Source organism: Erythrobacter sp. SN6-5 (assembly GCF_057364945.1).
Genome location: NZ_CP200282.1, coordinates 1,772,451 through 1,784,867, shown reverse-complemented (window position 1 = coordinate 1,784,867; position 12,417 = coordinate 1,772,451). Strand labels below are relative to the sequence as shown.

The 12,417-nt window shown below is 55.4% G+C and carries 22 protein-coding genes and 1 pseudogene; 17 read left to right on the top strand and 6 right to left on the bottom strand.

The window, feature by feature from the left end:
• Positions 1 to 37: 37 nt before the first annotated feature.
• Together AC0V6Z_RS08910 and pspF are read right to left on the bottom strand one after the other, a co-directional pair.
• A complete protein-coding gene (locus tag AC0V6Z_RS08910; protein WP_472638170.1) occupies positions 38 to 448 on the bottom strand; it encodes a PilZ domain-containing protein in 411 nt (136 codons plus the stop codon).
• 107 nt (positions 449 to 555) lie between these two features.
• A complete protein-coding gene (pspF, locus tag AC0V6Z_RS08905) occupies positions 556 to 1,614 on the bottom strand; it encodes a phage shock protein operon transcriptional activator (RefSeq protein ID WP_472638169.1) in 1,059 nt (352 codons plus the stop codon).
• 176 nt (positions 1,615 to 1,790) lie between these two features.
• Here pspF and AC0V6Z_RS08900 point away from each other — a divergent pair, with 176 nt between their 5' ends.
• The 14 genes from AC0V6Z_RS08900 (at position 1,791) to AC0V6Z_RS08835 (ending at position 6,908) form a co-directional block, all read left to right on the top strand.
• Positions 1,791 to 1,925: a hypothetical protein gene (locus AC0V6Z_RS08900; protein ID WP_472638168.1), complete on the top strand. Its 135-nt coding sequence runs from the start codon at positions 1,791 to 1,793 to the stop codon at positions 1,923 to 1,925.
• A 21-nt stretch (positions 1,926 to 1,946) separates the two neighbouring features.
• Positions 1,947 to 2,924, top strand: a complete 978-nt coding sequence (pspA, locus tag AC0V6Z_RS08895; protein ID WP_472638167.1) for a phage shock protein PspA — start codon at positions 1,947 to 1,949, stop codon at positions 2,922 to 2,924.
• Between the two features lie 3 nt (positions 2,925 to 2,927).
• The gene (gene pspB / locus AC0V6Z_RS08890; protein WP_472638166.1) at positions 2,928 to 3,230 is read left to right on the top strand and encodes an envelope stress response membrane protein PspB; all 303 of its coding nucleotides are present in this window, start codon (positions 2,928 to 2,930) and stop codon (positions 3,228 to 3,230) included.
• Positions 3,230 to 3,541 carry a PspC domain-containing protein gene (locus AC0V6Z_RS08885; RefSeq protein ID WP_472638165.1) on the top strand — a complete coding sequence of 104 codons (312 nt, stop codon included), beginning with the start codon at positions 3,230 to 3,232 and terminating at the stop codon, positions 3,539 to 3,541. Before pspB ends, AC0V6Z_RS08885 begins: the two co-directional genes overlap by 1 nt.
• Positions 3,538 to 3,915 (top strand): envelope stress response membrane protein PspC, encoded by a 378-nt coding sequence (gene pspC, locus AC0V6Z_RS08880; protein ID WP_472638164.1) that lies wholly within the window; start codon positions 3,538 to 3,540, stop codon positions 3,913 to 3,915. The genes AC0V6Z_RS08885 and pspC overlap by 4 nt, the downstream gene beginning before the upstream one ends.
• Positions 3,916 to 3,943: 28 nt before the next feature.
• Entirely contained in the window at positions 3,944 to 4,207 is a 264-nt protein-coding gene (locus tag AC0V6Z_RS08875) for a hypothetical protein (protein ID WP_472638163.1), read from the top strand.
• A gap of 39 nt (positions 4,208 to 4,246) precedes the next feature.
• Entirely contained in the window at positions 4,247 to 4,546 is a 300-nt protein-coding gene (locus tag AC0V6Z_RS08870; protein ID WP_472638162.1) for a hypothetical protein, read from the top strand.
• Between the two features lie 97 nt (positions 4,547 to 4,643).
• A complete protein-coding gene (locus AC0V6Z_RS08865) occupies positions 4,644 to 4,892 on the top strand; it encodes a hypothetical protein (RefSeq protein WP_472638161.1) in 249 nt (82 codons plus the stop codon).
• A 68-nt stretch (positions 4,893 to 4,960) separates the two neighbouring features.
• Positions 4,961 to 5,251: a hypothetical protein gene (locus AC0V6Z_RS08860; RefSeq protein ID WP_472638160.1), complete on the top strand. Its 291-nt coding sequence runs from the start codon at positions 4,961 to 4,963 to the stop codon at positions 5,249 to 5,251.
• The gene (locus tag AC0V6Z_RS08855) at positions 5,251 to 5,520 is read left to right on the top strand and encodes a hypothetical protein (RefSeq protein ID WP_472638159.1); all 270 of its coding nucleotides are present in this window, start codon (positions 5,251 to 5,253) and stop codon (positions 5,518 to 5,520) included. The genes AC0V6Z_RS08860 and AC0V6Z_RS08855 overlap by 1 nt, the downstream gene beginning before the upstream one ends.
• The gene (locus AC0V6Z_RS08850) at positions 5,520 to 5,813 is read left to right on the top strand and encodes a hypothetical protein (protein WP_472638158.1); all 294 of its coding nucleotides are present in this window, start codon (positions 5,520 to 5,522) and stop codon (positions 5,811 to 5,813) included. Before AC0V6Z_RS08855 ends, AC0V6Z_RS08850 begins: the two co-directional genes overlap by 1 nt.
• Complete coding sequence (locus AC0V6Z_RS08845) at positions 5,810 to 6,073, top strand: hypothetical protein (RefSeq protein ID WP_472638157.1); 264 nt, start codon at positions 5,810 to 5,812, stop codon at positions 6,071 to 6,073. Before AC0V6Z_RS08850 ends, AC0V6Z_RS08845 begins: the two co-directional genes overlap by 4 nt.
• 75 nt (positions 6,074 to 6,148) lie before the next feature.
• A complete protein-coding gene (locus tag AC0V6Z_RS08840) occupies positions 6,149 to 6,556 on the top strand; it encodes a SufE family protein (RefSeq protein ID WP_472638156.1) in 408 nt (135 codons plus the stop codon).
• Between the two features lie 4 nt (positions 6,557 to 6,560).
• Entirely contained in the window at positions 6,561 to 6,908 is a 348-nt protein-coding gene (locus tag AC0V6Z_RS08835) for a YbaN family protein (protein ID WP_472638155.1), read from the top strand.
• A 12-nt stretch (positions 6,909 to 6,920) separates the two neighbouring features.
• Here AC0V6Z_RS08835 and AC0V6Z_RS08830 read toward each other — a convergent pair whose 3' ends face one another.
• The 3 genes from AC0V6Z_RS08830 to AC0V6Z_RS08820 form a co-directional block, all read right to left on the bottom strand.
• A complete protein-coding gene (locus AC0V6Z_RS08830; RefSeq protein ID WP_472638154.1) occupies positions 6,921 to 7,421 on the bottom strand; it encodes a sterol desaturase family protein in 501 nt (166 codons plus the stop codon).
• On the bottom strand, positions 7,418 to 8,176 hold the full coding sequence (locus AC0V6Z_RS08825; RefSeq protein WP_472638153.1) for a fatty acid desaturase: 759 nt from the start codon (positions 8,174 to 8,176) through the stop codon (positions 7,418 to 7,420). The genes AC0V6Z_RS08830 and AC0V6Z_RS08825 overlap by 4 nt, the downstream gene beginning before the upstream one ends.
• 78 nt (positions 8,177 to 8,254) lie before the next feature.
• Positions 8,255 to 9,088 carry a hypothetical protein gene (locus tag AC0V6Z_RS08820; protein ID WP_472638152.1) on the bottom strand — a complete coding sequence of 278 codons (834 nt, stop codon included), beginning with the start codon at positions 9,086 to 9,088 and terminating at the stop codon, positions 8,255 to 8,257.
• Positions 9,089 to 9,238: 150 nt separating this feature from the next.
• Here AC0V6Z_RS08820 and AC0V6Z_RS08815 point away from each other — a divergent pair, with 150 nt between their 5' ends.
• Complete coding sequence (locus tag AC0V6Z_RS08815; RefSeq protein ID WP_472638151.1) at positions 9,239 to 10,018, top strand: M90 family metallopeptidase; 780 nt, start codon at positions 9,239 to 9,241, stop codon at positions 10,016 to 10,018.
• Between the two features lie 28 nt (positions 10,019 to 10,046).
• On the opposite strand, the gene AC0V6Z_RS08810 is transcribed toward AC0V6Z_RS08815, so the two are convergent.
• On the bottom strand, positions 10,047 to 10,448 hold the full coding sequence (locus AC0V6Z_RS08810) for an acyl-CoA thioesterase (RefSeq protein WP_472638150.1): 402 nt from the start codon (positions 10,446 to 10,448) through the stop codon (positions 10,047 to 10,049).
• A gap of 114 nt (positions 10,449 to 10,562) precedes the next feature.
• Between AC0V6Z_RS08810 and leuC the strand changes: the two are divergent.
• Positions 10,563 to 11,994: pseudogene (gene leuC, locus AC0V6Z_RS08805) on the top strand (3-isopropylmalate dehydratase large subunit).
• Positions 11,994 to 12,398 (top strand): GFA family protein, encoded by a 405-nt coding sequence (locus AC0V6Z_RS08800; protein ID WP_472640879.1) that lies wholly within the window; start codon positions 11,994 to 11,996, stop codon positions 12,396 to 12,398. Before leuC ends, AC0V6Z_RS08800 begins: the two are co-directional and overlap by 1 nt.
• The last annotated feature ends 19 nt before the right edge of the window (positions 12,399 to 12,417 follow it).

Genomic DNA, 12,417 nt, shown 5'->3' with positions numbered 1-12,417 from the left:
GGAGATTTACTCTGCTGGGGAATGATACTGCAGTCCGCTAATGACCGCCGGAGACCCAAGCCCGCACGGCCTGACGCAATTCACGCTTTTCCAGCTCTTCAATCTGTTCGCCGTACCGACGCATCTCAAGCACCAGTTCATCGCTCAAAGGAGCCTCAAACTCCAAGCCATTGCAGCCGTTATCGCATCGCACAGCAGAGGCGAAATGATCCAGCGTGTGCACTTGAAGCAATGCTCCATCACCAACGGCAAGAGGAGTCTTCAGAGCAATCTGTGCCCCTGTTCGGGACAGATCAATCAGGACACAACGCTGGGTTGCATAGAGTGAAACAAGCCGCACGGGGATCGCCAACCGCAAACGCGCAGCCCCGCGCCGACCGGTTTTAACAAACGGATCGAAGTGGTAGGCTGAGCCTGATTTGGGTAACGCATGCCGCACAATGAGCATGCAAATAAAGCGAATTGATCGCCGCGCGATAAAGCGAGACCTAGGGGGTATTAGTTAAACAAGAGAAAGCTTAACACATGCATTTAGAGCCAAGGACCTAAAGAGATTTACTCCGCTTGCTCTTCCATCAGGCTATGCTTCTTGATGCAATGGCGCAATTGATCATAGGATAGGCCGAGCGCCTTGGCGGTTTGCCGCTGGTTCCAGCGATGCTTGCCCAGCGCATGCTCAACAATCGTGCGTTCATGCTGATCCACGGCGAGGCGCAAATCATCAATATTGTCGATTTCACTTGGCATTGATGGAGTAGCCTCTCCAGCGACATTCGTCGCGTTACGCCCTGCTCCGCCCGCAAAACCATCATCGCGGCGATGCGGCGGCGCAGCGGGTTTCCACGGGCTGTCGAATGGGTCGAATTGCACGTGAGAGATCGGCGTTTCAACATCGTCCCAGCGGTACACACCCCGCTCCACCACATTGCGCAATTCGCGCACATTGCCCGGCCAGGCGTAGTTTTCCATCTCGCGCATGACATGCTCAGAAAAACCGGGCCAGCCATGCCAATCAAGCTCCGCCGCCATGCGCCGCCCGAAATATTCCGCCAGCACAGCGATATCGCCATCGCGCACGCGCAAGGGTGGTAAAGTGATAACTTCAAAGCTCAGGCGGTCGAGCAAATCGGCGCGAAACTCTCCAGTCTTGGCCAAATGCGGCAAATCGTCATTGGTCGCCGCCACAATGCGCACATCAACCCGCACCGGGCGCGAGGCCCCAATGCGCGTAACCTCGCCATATTCGACCGCGCGCAGCAGGCGTTCTTGTGCGCCCATCGACAAGGTGCCCAGTTCGTCGAGAAATAACGTGCCCTTGTCGGCTTCTTCAAACCTTCCCGCGCGCGCTTTGGTAGCACCTGTGAATGCGCCAGCCTCGTGCCCGAACAATTCTGCTTCGATCAGAGTTTCGGGCAAAGCGGCGCAGTTCATGGTGACCAGCGGCTCACCCCAGCGAGAGGACAAGCGGTGCAGACGTTCCGCGATCAGCTCTTTGCCGGTTCCGCGTTCACCAATGACCAAAACAGGCCTGCTCATCGGGGCAGCACGACTAGCCCGCTCGACCGCATCGAGAAACGCCCCAGATTGCCCTATGAACTGATTTTCCCGTTCCACACACCAACCTATAGTGAAAATTCCCAATGGTTGGCAATAGTTGCCATCAACAAATTTTGAGGTGCAGTCTATTTCTATATATATCAGTTGCTTATGAACTTTGGCACATCGCTTGCTGTTACATGAACAACACCGTGACAAAGTCACTAACAACACAGACCAAAGGAAACCACGCCATGTACAACCGCAGCTTCTTCCAGAGCAAATTGGGTCAAGCAGCGCTTGCAAGCATCGCCGCGATGACCGCGCTGATCGCGCTGTCCACTCAGATGCAGGCTGATCCTTTGATGGCCGCTGCGCCATATGCCTAGCACGCATTTGATCGAAATCGCATGAACCGCCCAAACAAGTCTTCTTTAGGGCCGGAGCGCTCAACCGACATTGACAGTCCCCCCAATGCGGATACCCCGGCAGATGCCCTGGCACCTGCGAGCGACACTCCGGCCCACCCCGCTTCGCCAAAAATAGGCGAAATTCCGCCCGGCAATCGGGTATCAAGGCTTGATGCTGAAATTCAGCGCTTGCGCACAGGGCCTGAGACTGGGCAAACATACGGGACAGACAACAATACGAGCGCGTCAAACAAACGCGACAATTCGTTTTTAGATGGAGTAGCCTTCATGGGCATTTTCAGCCGCACTCGCGATATTATCGCTGCCAATTTTAATGATATGCTGGATCAGGCGGATGACCCGTCAAAAATGATCCGCATGATCATCCTCGAAATGGAGGAGACATTGGTCGAAGTGCGGGCAAGCGCAGCGCGCACAATTGCGGATCAAAAGGAAATGAACCGTCATGTTGTCAAGCTGGAGAGGCTTGAGGCGGATTGGAGCGAGAAGGCCCAACTGGCTTTGTCGAAAGATCGCGAAGACCTGGCCCGCGCGGCTCTGGTAGAGAAGAAAAAGGCAGCCGATATGGGCGGCCAATTGCGCGCAGAGATTGGCGTGCTGGATGATGCCTTGCGCGCTTATGAAGAAGACATTCAAAAGCTGCAGCATCGCCTGCGAGAGGCGCGCAGCCGCCAGACGCAAATCGCCGCCCGCCTCGAAAGCGCGGAGAACCGCGTGAAACTGCGCACGCTGATGAGCAGCGAACGCACTGACGAAGCGTTGTCGAAATTCGACCAGATGGAACGCCGTGTTGATTACGCTGAGGGCCGCGCAGAGGCGCTGAGCATTGCTGATCAGAACGGTACACCATCACTATCCGATGAGATCGCCGCTCTCGAAGGAGCCGACGCGATCGATGATGAACTTGAACAAATGAAGAAAGCGCTTGGCAAAGATAGCGCCAAGAAAGGGAATTAAGAAGTGCCAGATGAAATCGTCTTTTTAGCAATCGTACTACTTGTCGGATTGCCTTGGTTGATCCTGCACTATGTGACCAAATGGAAAACCTCCGCGACCATCACCACCGATGATGAGGTGCTGCTCGAAGAACTCTACTCGCTCGCCAAACGCCTTGATGAGAGAATGGACACGGTCGAACGCCTAGTCGCCACCGATGACCCAACTTTCGACTCTAAGCGCCTGCTTCACGATCAAGAGGTCGATAATCAACAACTACGTGAACTCGACCGTATGCTCGCAGAGAAGAAAGCTGAACGAAAGTAATGCCAAGCACACACAAGAAATTTTTCAGGGACAAATTTGAAGGCAAGCTCGTTGGAATATGCGCAGGAGCAGGAGATTATTTCGATGTTGACCCTACGATCATACGGATCGTTTTGGTTCTAGTCACAATATTCTCAGGCTTCTTTATTTTCATTATCCCAATCTATTTTTTGCTAGCGCTAATCATACCCAAAAAGCCGCCAGAGAATTACACATCTTCACTGATACAAACCTTTGGCGGCGATGAGGTGGAAAACCGCCCAACCAGTCCAAAGCCCGCCAAGCGCGATGAACAAGGAAGCCCGCAATGAACTCACCTCGCACAACTCTTTATCGCGATAGCCATAATGCGAAGCTGATGGGCGTCTGCTCAGGGATTGCCGATTACACTGGCGTCGGCCTTGGAAAGATTCGGCTTGCTACTTTCGTGTCAATCTTTCTCACTCAAGGGCTGACCATCCCGATATACCTGCTCGCAGGTTTCCTACTGAACAAGAAGCCTCCACATCTCTATGTCGACCAACAAGAGCAAAAGTATTGGCAAGGCGTACGGCAAAGCCCGAAGCGAACCGCTCGCGAAATTCGCGCCAAATTCCGCGATGTTGATCGCAGGCTAGCGGCTGTCGAAACGCATTATGTCAGCAGCAACAAGAGCCTAACGGCTGAAATCGAGCGTCTACGCTGAGCGCAGCGAAGCAGAGGGAGGCTGAATAATGGATACTTTTTTGATCGTCGCTCTATTCGTTCTCATCTTCGGTGGCTCTTCGATCTGGGGCATTACCGACAGCGTGCTCAAACATCGACGCAAGATGGCAGAACTCAAATATGGCCAGAGTGACAAAGAAGCTCTGCTGACTAACGAAAAAGCAGAGCTGACCGAGACTGTCACACACTTACAGGATCGCATTGCTGTTCTTGAACGGATTGCAACGGATCCAGCACGCCGCACTGCGGAAGAAATTGAACGGCTGCGCTAAGCACGGCTCAACAGGAGGGACTGAATTATGGAAGGTGAAATGGCGCTGTTGATACCGCTTATGGCTCTCAGCATTCCTTTCTTCGCCATTTGGACGAAGCACAAAGAAAAAGTAGCCAAATTGCAAGTTGAAGCCACCGCTGAAAACACCGCCGAAAAGGCCGCGCAATATTCAAGCCAGGTGCAGAAACTGGAAGACCGCGTCCAAGTGCTGGAGCGCATTGTGACCGACCGTGGATATGATGTGGCAACCCAAATCGAGGCGCTGCGCGATGTGCGTGACGTCGAACAATCCGATAGCGGCGTGCCGCTGAATGTGAGTAAGCAGGAGAAAGTGTGATGAGCTGGGGGGGCCTGGATTTATTATCGCAATTATCGCCATCTCAACCGTCGGTTGGATCATCAACAATTGGATCCGTGCCAAGCATGGCTATCCATTGGAGGACGAATGGGGCGGCAAAACACCGGCAAAAGATAGCGCCGAAACCAAACGCCTGCGCGCTGAAAACAGCGAGCTCAATGAGAAGCTTGATATGATGCAGGACCGCATGATCGTGCTGGAAAAGATCGTGACTGACCGAGGCTACACCCTGTCTGACGAGATCGAAGCGCTGCGCGATGCGCCCAGCAAAACTGCCAGTGACAGCGGCGTGCCGCTCGACATCAAATCCCAGGAGAAAGCATGATGGAAAACCTCACCTACCTGATTCCTTATGTTCCTTGGATTGTTGCCGGGGCACTTGGGATTGGTGCTATGAGTACGTGGGGTTGGATTCACACCACAAAGCTCAAAATCAAACACGGATATCCTCTCGAAGGAATGTGGGGCCAATCCCTGAAGCCCACCAATGGCGGAGAGACAGCGGAACGCGTGCGCTTGCTGACGCAGGAAAACGCTGAGCTGCGCGCAGAGTTGGGTTCGATGAAGGATCGGCTCGGCAATGTCGAACGGATCGTGACAGACGGCGGATACGCGCTGGGCAGCGAGATCGATGCACTGCGTGAACGATCGCTTGAAGATCGCACGGACAAAGGGACCGCGTAATGTTTGGCGCTGACACAGCTTTGGTATTTGACGCGCTCCAAATCGGAGCATTGGCTCTGGCAGTGGGTGCGGGCGGGTTTGCCCTGTTTACGAAGCTGCGCGCGAAGCCTGGTCAGTCCAATTCTGGATCGGATGCGCCCTCGCCTTCTAAGGCCGATCTGGAAGAGCGCGTCCGCGTTCTGGAGCGGATCGCAACCGACCACTCAAAGGACCTAGAGCTTGAGATTGAAAAGCTGCGCAGCACGCCAAACAAGCAGGAGAATGCGTAATGGGCGGCTGGGTCTTGATCGCCATCGTCGCAATCGTGGTTTGGGGCGTGTTGCAATTTAACAAGCAGCACAACCGCCATGTCGAAATCGACAGCGAAGACCGCGATGCCTTACTGGAGGCTCAGCGTGAGCGCGACGAGCTGCGCGAGCGGGTGCAAGTGCTTGAACGCATTGTCACCGATGAAAACACGCCAGATGCCAAGAAAACCCAGCAGCTGGCACACGAAATTGAAAACCTGCGCCTGAGCGAGAGTAAGCCGCGCACTAAGACTACGGAGGATATGAGCGAATGATCGATGCAGTTTTCGACCCCTACCTCGTCATTGCCGGAGCCTGCCTTGTGGGTCTTTGCGTGGTCGCCTTTGCCTTGCTGAAGGGCTGGCAGGGCTGGCTGGAGCTGAAGCGCACTGAGCTGGATCAACTTGAACAGTTGGGCACAGGCCCGCGCGAAGTGGAAGGCAATGCTTCAATCGGTGCCGCCCGAATTGAGATGGCCGATCTAAAAGAACGCATCAAGAAGCTGGAGGCGATTGCCAACGGAGTGGAACTCTAGGCTCGCTCACTTCGGAAAATCGTCTTCTCTAGAAACCGGAATAGACATGCGCGCAATCGGGCCTACATAGCGCCCATGCGAACTCTTTCTGACATTCTCGAAGAATATGAATTCCTCGAAGGCGACGAGCGTTACCGCTTGCTGATCGAGCTTGGCCGTGAGCTAGACGAGATGCCCGACGCCCTGAAAACGGACGCGACATTGGTACGCGGATGCTCAGCGGCGGTGTGGGTCTATCCAACGGAACAGACAGATACATTGCACTTCCTCGCCGATAGCAACGCGGCGATTACAAAAGGCATTGTCGCTCTGGTGATTGCCGCTGTGCAGGACAAACCCGCAAGCGAAGTTGCTGGCATGGATATCGCCAAGGCGCTTGCTCCGTTTGATTTGAAGAGCCAGCTCTCATCCAACCGGACGCAGGGCGTGCCCAATATGATCGCCCTGGTTCAGGAACACGCAACCAGGCTAGCGACGGCGTAGCGCAATGCGGCGGCTCTATCTTGCCGCAGGCCTGCTGTTTGTCGGGCTAGGAGCTATCGGAGCATTCCTACCGATCTTTCCAACCGTCCCGTTCCTGCTCCTTGCGGTGTTCTGCTTCGCCCGCAGCAATCCTGCTTGGGAACAGCGGATCCTTGATCATCCCACTTGGGGCCCACAAATCCGCGATTGGAGAGAACGGCGTGCCATCTCACGGCGAGCAAAAGTGCTAGCTGTTGGCGCGATGGCGACGGGGGCAGTGGTGACGTGGTTCACACTTGGCGAGCCATGGGTTTGGGTATCAATCGCCGTATTGCTGATCTGCGGGAGCTGGATCGTCACCCGAAACGAATGAAATTGGTGGTGCCTAAGCCCCAGCGCTATCCCTTACGACTGCAACCCCAGAGGCCTTTTGCTCTTTCAGTTCCGCCTTCAGCTTCGCCGGATCGCGCGCGAAGACAAAGCCAAAGCTGACCCCGCCCTCTTTACCGATTGTCGCATGGTGCAGCTTGTGCGCCTGTACCAGCCGCTTGGCATAACCTTTTTTCGGGACCCATTTAAAATAGCGCTGGTGGACCAGGCCATCATGCACCAGCGTGTAGATCACGCCGTACAGGGTGATACCAAAAGCGGCCCACCACAAAGCGTCTGAGACGTAATATCCAACCCAGAACATCAAAAAGACGATCGTACCGAACACGGCCGCGAACAGGTCGTTCTTTTCGAAGGTATTATCATGCGGCTCATGATGGTCGCGGTGCCATGCCCAGCCCCAGCCATGCATGATGTATTTGTGCGCGTACCAGGCAAAGATTTCCATGCCGATCAGCGCGGCCATCACAACCAGGGAAACCTCGAGCCAGCTCATATGGTCGCTCCTGCTCCAATTCCTGCCCGTTTCGCAATCGGCAGCGCCCACCATGGCACATCTGGGCGGCGGTGATGCTCCAGATGATAGCCAAAATGAAAACAGCTGGCGAGGCTCGCCAGCGTGCCGAAATGGTCGCTACGCGCATTGTGATCGTCGGGGAATGCGCCCATCCCGTGGCGATGCGGCCGATACGTCCCAAAGTAGAAAAGTTGTAGCGAGGATGCGAGCGCCGGCAGACCATAGAGCAGAAATATCTGCATAAATGGAATATCCATTATAAACAGATAGGTCGCGACGATAGCGTGTACGAATACTAAGGATTGCCAGCTGAAATAGCGGGTGAAAAAAGTCCAATACCAACGCAGAAAACTGGTCGGATGATGCTCGTCAAAATCCGGGTCGCCTTCGCGGCCTGCCAGTTTATGATGCTCAAAATGCGCATCACGCATCCGCCGCCACGCAAAGCCTGCATAGAGGGCCAGAAGCACCGCCCCGACAGCCGAATTTATCCGCTGATGCCCCGGCGCCAATGTGCCGTGCATCGCATCATGACTGATGATGAAAACACCGACTGATAGCCAACATTGCACCGCCGCCAATGCAAGCGCCAGCGGCCAGTTCGACCACGTCAGTTCAAACACGAACATGCCGTAAGCATGCAGCCCCAGCCAGCCACCGGCGATCATGGTCGCCAAGGCAAGGCCAATTGCCGCCTGGCGCGGTCGGGCGGGCAGGGAAAATCTTGCAGCCATTACGCTATTAGGTACGCAGTTGGAGACATTGAGGTTGCGTATAAACAATTCGGACTGAAACGGAAATCAACAGACCGCTTATCTGATTATACGAGCCCTTGCCTGTCCGCTCGATGCCTCGACAGCCCAAACACGTTTATTCTCAATGGTCGAAACATATAGGGGTAAACCGGCAGCAAACATGGAAAACACATGGATTTCAGTAGGAACATCATCCAGTAGATGAGAAATCATCAGCGCTTCTGGACGGTTGCCGTCTTCGTTTTCGCCATTCTCAAGGGATATGCAACTGTTGGTGAACTTACGACTATTCACTACCTTTCCGTCCAGTACTTCAAATCGATAATGGCCGCCAAGCGGGACCGCATCGAGCGTTTCTTGCGGCACGAGGTAGTAGACATACAAACCACCGCCTGCCTTTCCAGTCGGGAATACAACAGTATTGAAAGGCTTGCGCGAACAACGCTGCATCTCTGCGTTCAATGGAGTTTTGCTCGCATTCGCGAGGGCGGCCTCAAACTCGGACAATGGCCTCTCGCCCGGTTCGTAAGTCTTGGCATCGGTGACTTTCTGTTCACTGAAAAATGCCGACCAAACGGCTTCGAAGCCGTCATCGGTGCCCCTCATGAAGACAACTTCGAGCCCAGCTTCGATGTCATTCACGATCCAGCCGCGAATACCTTCGCCAGCCGGGTCTGCAATATCTTCAAACATCGCATCGGTAGTGTGCCATGCAGCCTGATCATAGGCATAAAGCTTTTGACCGCGCTCCAACGCGCCTTGCAATTCCGTCGCTTCTTCATCGGTTATCTGGACTGGGGCGCCCTCGCCTGCGTCCTCTTTTTGAGAGTTCGCGTTTGCAGGCAGTGACATCGCCGAACATAAAATCGCAAAACCGATACGTGAAATCATACGGCCGACCTTCCCCATCTAACCCGTTACAACGTCGCTGAAATTTGGCGGCCGGTCAAACGCTCTACGCATGACATCTAACAAACGCGTGTCTCGCGCCCTATTTCGCTTAGATGGGGCTTTATCTACTTCTAGGCGTCATTGCGCCATTTGCTTAGCTTTCTAGTCTATCGCCGCATTGCGAAGGTGCAGCGGCGCAAAAGGCTTCTCGCGACCCCGCTAACCCCTGATCAGCGCGAAGTGGTCAGGCAATTGGTGCCAATCACACGCCAACTGCCCCAGCCCTTGCGACTGAAGCTGGAAGGGAAGATCAATCTGTTCCTCGATCAGATCACATTTCATGGCCAGAACGACCTTGAAGTGAATGAGGCCATGAAACTTTCCATCGCCGCTCAGGCCTGCTTGCTCGTCGTTAACACCCCGGCCTGGTACGACACGCTCAGGACCGTGCTCATCTACCCCTCGGCCTTCCGCACCCGCCGCAACACGCACGACGGCTACGTCGTCCAAGAGCGAGACCTCACCATGCTCGGCGAAAGCTGGACCCGCGGACCGGTCGTCTTGTCATGGGATCATGCTCTCAAGGGCGGCCTTGATGCCCATGACGGACACAATGTCGTGATCCACGAATTCGCGCATCAATTGGACAGTTTAACCGGTCACACCAATGGTATCCCCATCCTGCGCAAAGGGCAGGCATATGAAGGCTGGGAGAAGGCCATGCTGGACGCATATAACGACCACGTGGAGCGGGTTCAAAACGGGTACCGAACTTTGATCGACCCATATGGCGCGACCAACCACGAAGAGTTCTTCGCGGAAGCGATCGTCACTTTCTTCGAAAAGCCGCAGGCGCTGCGGCGAGATATTCCAGCGCTTTACGCGCAACTGGCGGAACTGTTGGCACTTGACCCTGCGAAGTGGGGTTAATCACTCGCCTTCGCGGCGAGCGCCCCGCTCAATCGCCCTCTGGGAAAAAGAACTCGCGCATATGCTCGCCAATCCGCGCTGGGCGCAGGGTGGTCGAGTCGATGCAGCACCAGCTCGATTGCACCTCGGCCAGCACTTCCTCACCCCGCGAAATAACCGTGCGGTAGAATGCGCGCGCTCCGTTATAGCGCTCCAGCACCGTGTTCGCGATCACATCATCTTCCAGGAACGCTGGGCGGCGATAGGTAATCTCATGCTTGAGAGCGACCCAGGCTTTGGAAGCAATTTCCTCTGCCGGGGCAAGGTTATTCCAATGCGCCAGAACGGCATCCTGCACCCAGTTCAAATAGCGCGCGTTGTTCACGTGCCCCATGAAATCGATGTCTTCGGGAAGGACTTTAATCGGAAAGGCAAAGGGCACTGCTGACATGATTGTAAGTTAAACACACAATGGTGTCTTTTCCATGACTATTTCCATGACTATCCGCCTGCCTGGCACAGTCCGGCTTGCAAGTGTTGCATCAAGGCCGCTAATCGGATCCGTATGGCTAGCAAACCACGCACATTGTATGAGAAGATCTGGGACGCGCATGTTGTTGAGACGCGCGAGGATGGGACGTCGCTGATCTATATTGATCGGCATTTGGTTCACGAGGTAACAAGCCCGCAAGCGTTTGAAGCTTTGCGGCTGGCAGGCCGCCCTGTGCGACGCCCTGAATTGACCCTGGCCGTGCCGGATCACAACCTGCCAACCACGGCGCGGCGTGATGCGAGCGGCGCAAAAATCCCGATCGCCGATCCGCAAAGCCGCGCTCAGTTGGAAGCGCTGGAAAAAAACGCCCCGGAATTTGGCATTCGCTACATTGGCGATGCGGATGACGCACAAGGCATCGTCCATGTCGTTGGCCCAGAGCAAGGCTTCTCCCTACCCGGCACCACGATCGTTTGCGGGGATTCGCACACCGCCTCTCATGGCGGATTGGGCGCGCTCGCATTCGGCATCGGCACCAGCGAAGTTGAGCACGTGCTGGCAACGCAGACCTTGCTGCTCCAGAAATCGAAGACGATGGAGCTTCGCGTTGAAGGAGAACTTTCCGCAGGTATCACCGCCAAAGATCTGATTTTGCACATTATTGGGCAAATTGGCGCCGCGGGCGGGTCTGGCTATGTGATCGAATATCGCGGCCAAGTGTTCGAACAAATGAGTGTCGAGCAACGCCTGACCGTGTGCAATATGAGCATAGAGGCGGGCGCGCGGGCTGGCCTGATCGCGGCGGATGATGTGGTGTTCGACTATCTCAAGGGACGATCGATGGCGCCCAAGGGAGCGGACTGGGACGAGGCGGTGCAATATTGGCGCTCGCTCGTTAGCGATCCCGGCGCCGAATTCGACAAGAGCGTGGTGATCGATGCCAGCGATGTTGAACCCACGGTTAGCTGGGGCACCAGCCCCGAAGACGTTATCGCCATCGGAGGGATAGTTCCCTCGCCCGAAAGCTTTGCCGATAAGGACAAGCAAGAGGCAGCGCAAAAGAGCCTCGACTATATGGGCCTGACGCCGGGCACGGCGATGAGCGACATTCCCGTTGAGAACATCTTCATCGGTAGCTGTACCAACAGCCGGATCGAGGATCTGCGCGCCGCCGCCGAAGTGCTGAATGGCTGAGCGCAAGGCGGGCAATGTGAAATGGGCAATCGTGGTGCCGGGATCCGGCTTGGTGAAACGCCAAGCGGAAGAGGAGGGCCTAGACCACATCTTTACGGAAGCCGGGTTTGAGTGGCGCGAGCCGGGCTGCTCCGCCTGTCTAGGCATGAATCCTGACAAGGTCCCGCCGGGCGAGCGCTGCGCCTCAACCTCCAACCGCAATTTCGTTGGCCGCCAGGGCCCCGGTGCGCGCACGCATTTGCTATCACCCGCGATGGCTGCAGCGGCGGCTGTGACCGGGCGACTGACCGATGTGCGCACATTAAAGTGATGCAGGGCAGCTGCCATTGCGGGAACGTGAGTCTAATCATCACGAGGCAGCCTGAATACATAAACCTATGCGATTGCTCGCTGTGCCTGAAGTCTGGCGGAGCTTGGGGATATTTCTCCGAGAGCGAGATCAAAGTTGCTGGTTCAACCCGCGCCTATCGCCGCAAGGACTACAAAGAGCCTGCGGTTGAAATGCAATTCTGCGGCGAATGCGGCGCTACAACCCACTGGGTGCTGACAGAGCATTGTGACGGCGACAGAGTGGGCGTGAACATGCGGCTATTCGCACCTGACGAGATCACGGGGATTGAGGCGCGCACGCTCGATGGGCGGAATTGGTTTGGCAAAGCCGACGCTGCACACCGGCGGGAGCCAGGCAAAGTGGGCAGCGATGTCTTTCTTTGATCGTCAAAGCGATTGATTG

Bases quoted from the DNA above. Each gene is read 5' to 3' on its own strand.
- AC0V6Z_RS08910 (WP_472638170.1), bottom strand. From the start codon at position 448: ATGCTCATTGTGCGGCATGCGTTACCCAAATCAGGCTCAGCCTACCAC.
- AC0V6Z_RS08900 (WP_472638168.1), top strand. From the start codon at position 1,791: ATGTACAACCGCAGCTTCTTCCAGAGCAAATTGGGTCAAGCAGCGCTT.
- pspA (WP_472638167.1), top strand. From the start codon at position 1,947: ATGAACCGCCCAAACAAGTCTTCTTTAGGGCCGGAGCGCTCAACCGAC.
- AC0V6Z_RS08885 (WP_472638165.1), top strand. From the start codon at position 3,230: ATGCCAAGCACACACAAGAAATTTTTCAGGGACAAATTTGAAGGCAAG.
- pspC (WP_472638164.1), top strand. From the start codon at position 3,538: ATGAACTCACCTCGCACAACTCTTTATCGCGATAGCCATAATGCGAAG.
- AC0V6Z_RS08875 (WP_472638163.1), top strand. From the start codon at position 3,944: ATGGATACTTTTTTGATCGTCGCTCTATTCGTTCTCATCTTCGGTGGC.
- AC0V6Z_RS08870 (WP_472638162.1), top strand. From the start codon at position 4,247: ATGGCGCTGTTGATACCGCTTATGGCTCTCAGCATTCCTTTCTTCGCC.
- AC0V6Z_RS08860 (WP_472638160.1), top strand. From the start codon at position 4,961: ATGAGTACGTGGGGTTGGATTCACACCACAAAGCTCAAAATCAAACAC.
- AC0V6Z_RS08855 (WP_472638159.1), top strand. From the start codon at position 5,251: ATGTTTGGCGCTGACACAGCTTTGGTATTTGACGCGCTCCAAATCGGA.
- AC0V6Z_RS08850 (WP_472638158.1), top strand. From the start codon at position 5,520: ATGGGCGGCTGGGTCTTGATCGCCATCGTCGCAATCGTGGTTTGGGGC.
- AC0V6Z_RS08845 (WP_472638157.1), top strand. From the start codon at position 5,810: ATGATCGATGCAGTTTTCGACCCCTACCTCGTCATTGCCGGAGCCTGC.
- AC0V6Z_RS08840 (WP_472638156.1), top strand. From the start codon at position 6,149: ATGCGAACTCTTTCTGACATTCTCGAAGAATATGAATTCCTCGAAGGC.
- AC0V6Z_RS08835 (WP_472638155.1), top strand. From the start codon at position 6,561: ATGCGGCGGCTCTATCTTGCCGCAGGCCTGCTGTTTGTCGGGCTAGGA.
- AC0V6Z_RS08830 (WP_472638154.1), bottom strand. From the start codon at position 7,421: ATGAGCTGGCTCGAGGTTTCCCTGGTTGTGATGGCCGCGCTGATCGGC.
- AC0V6Z_RS08825 (WP_472638153.1), bottom strand. From the start codon at position 8,176: ATGGCTGCAAGATTTTCCCTGCCCGCCCGACCGCGCCAGGCGGCAATT.
- AC0V6Z_RS08820 (WP_472638152.1), bottom strand. From the start codon at position 9,088: ATGATTTCACGTATCGGTTTTGCGATTTTATGTTCGGCGATGTCACTG.
- AC0V6Z_RS08810 (WP_472638150.1), bottom strand. From the start codon at position 10,448: ATGTCAGCAGTGCCCTTTGCCTTTCCGATTAAAGTCCTTCCCGAAGAC.
- AC0V6Z_RS08800 (WP_472640879.1), top strand. From the start codon at position 11,994: ATGCAGGGCAGCTGCCATTGCGGGAACGTGAGTCTAATCATCACGAGG.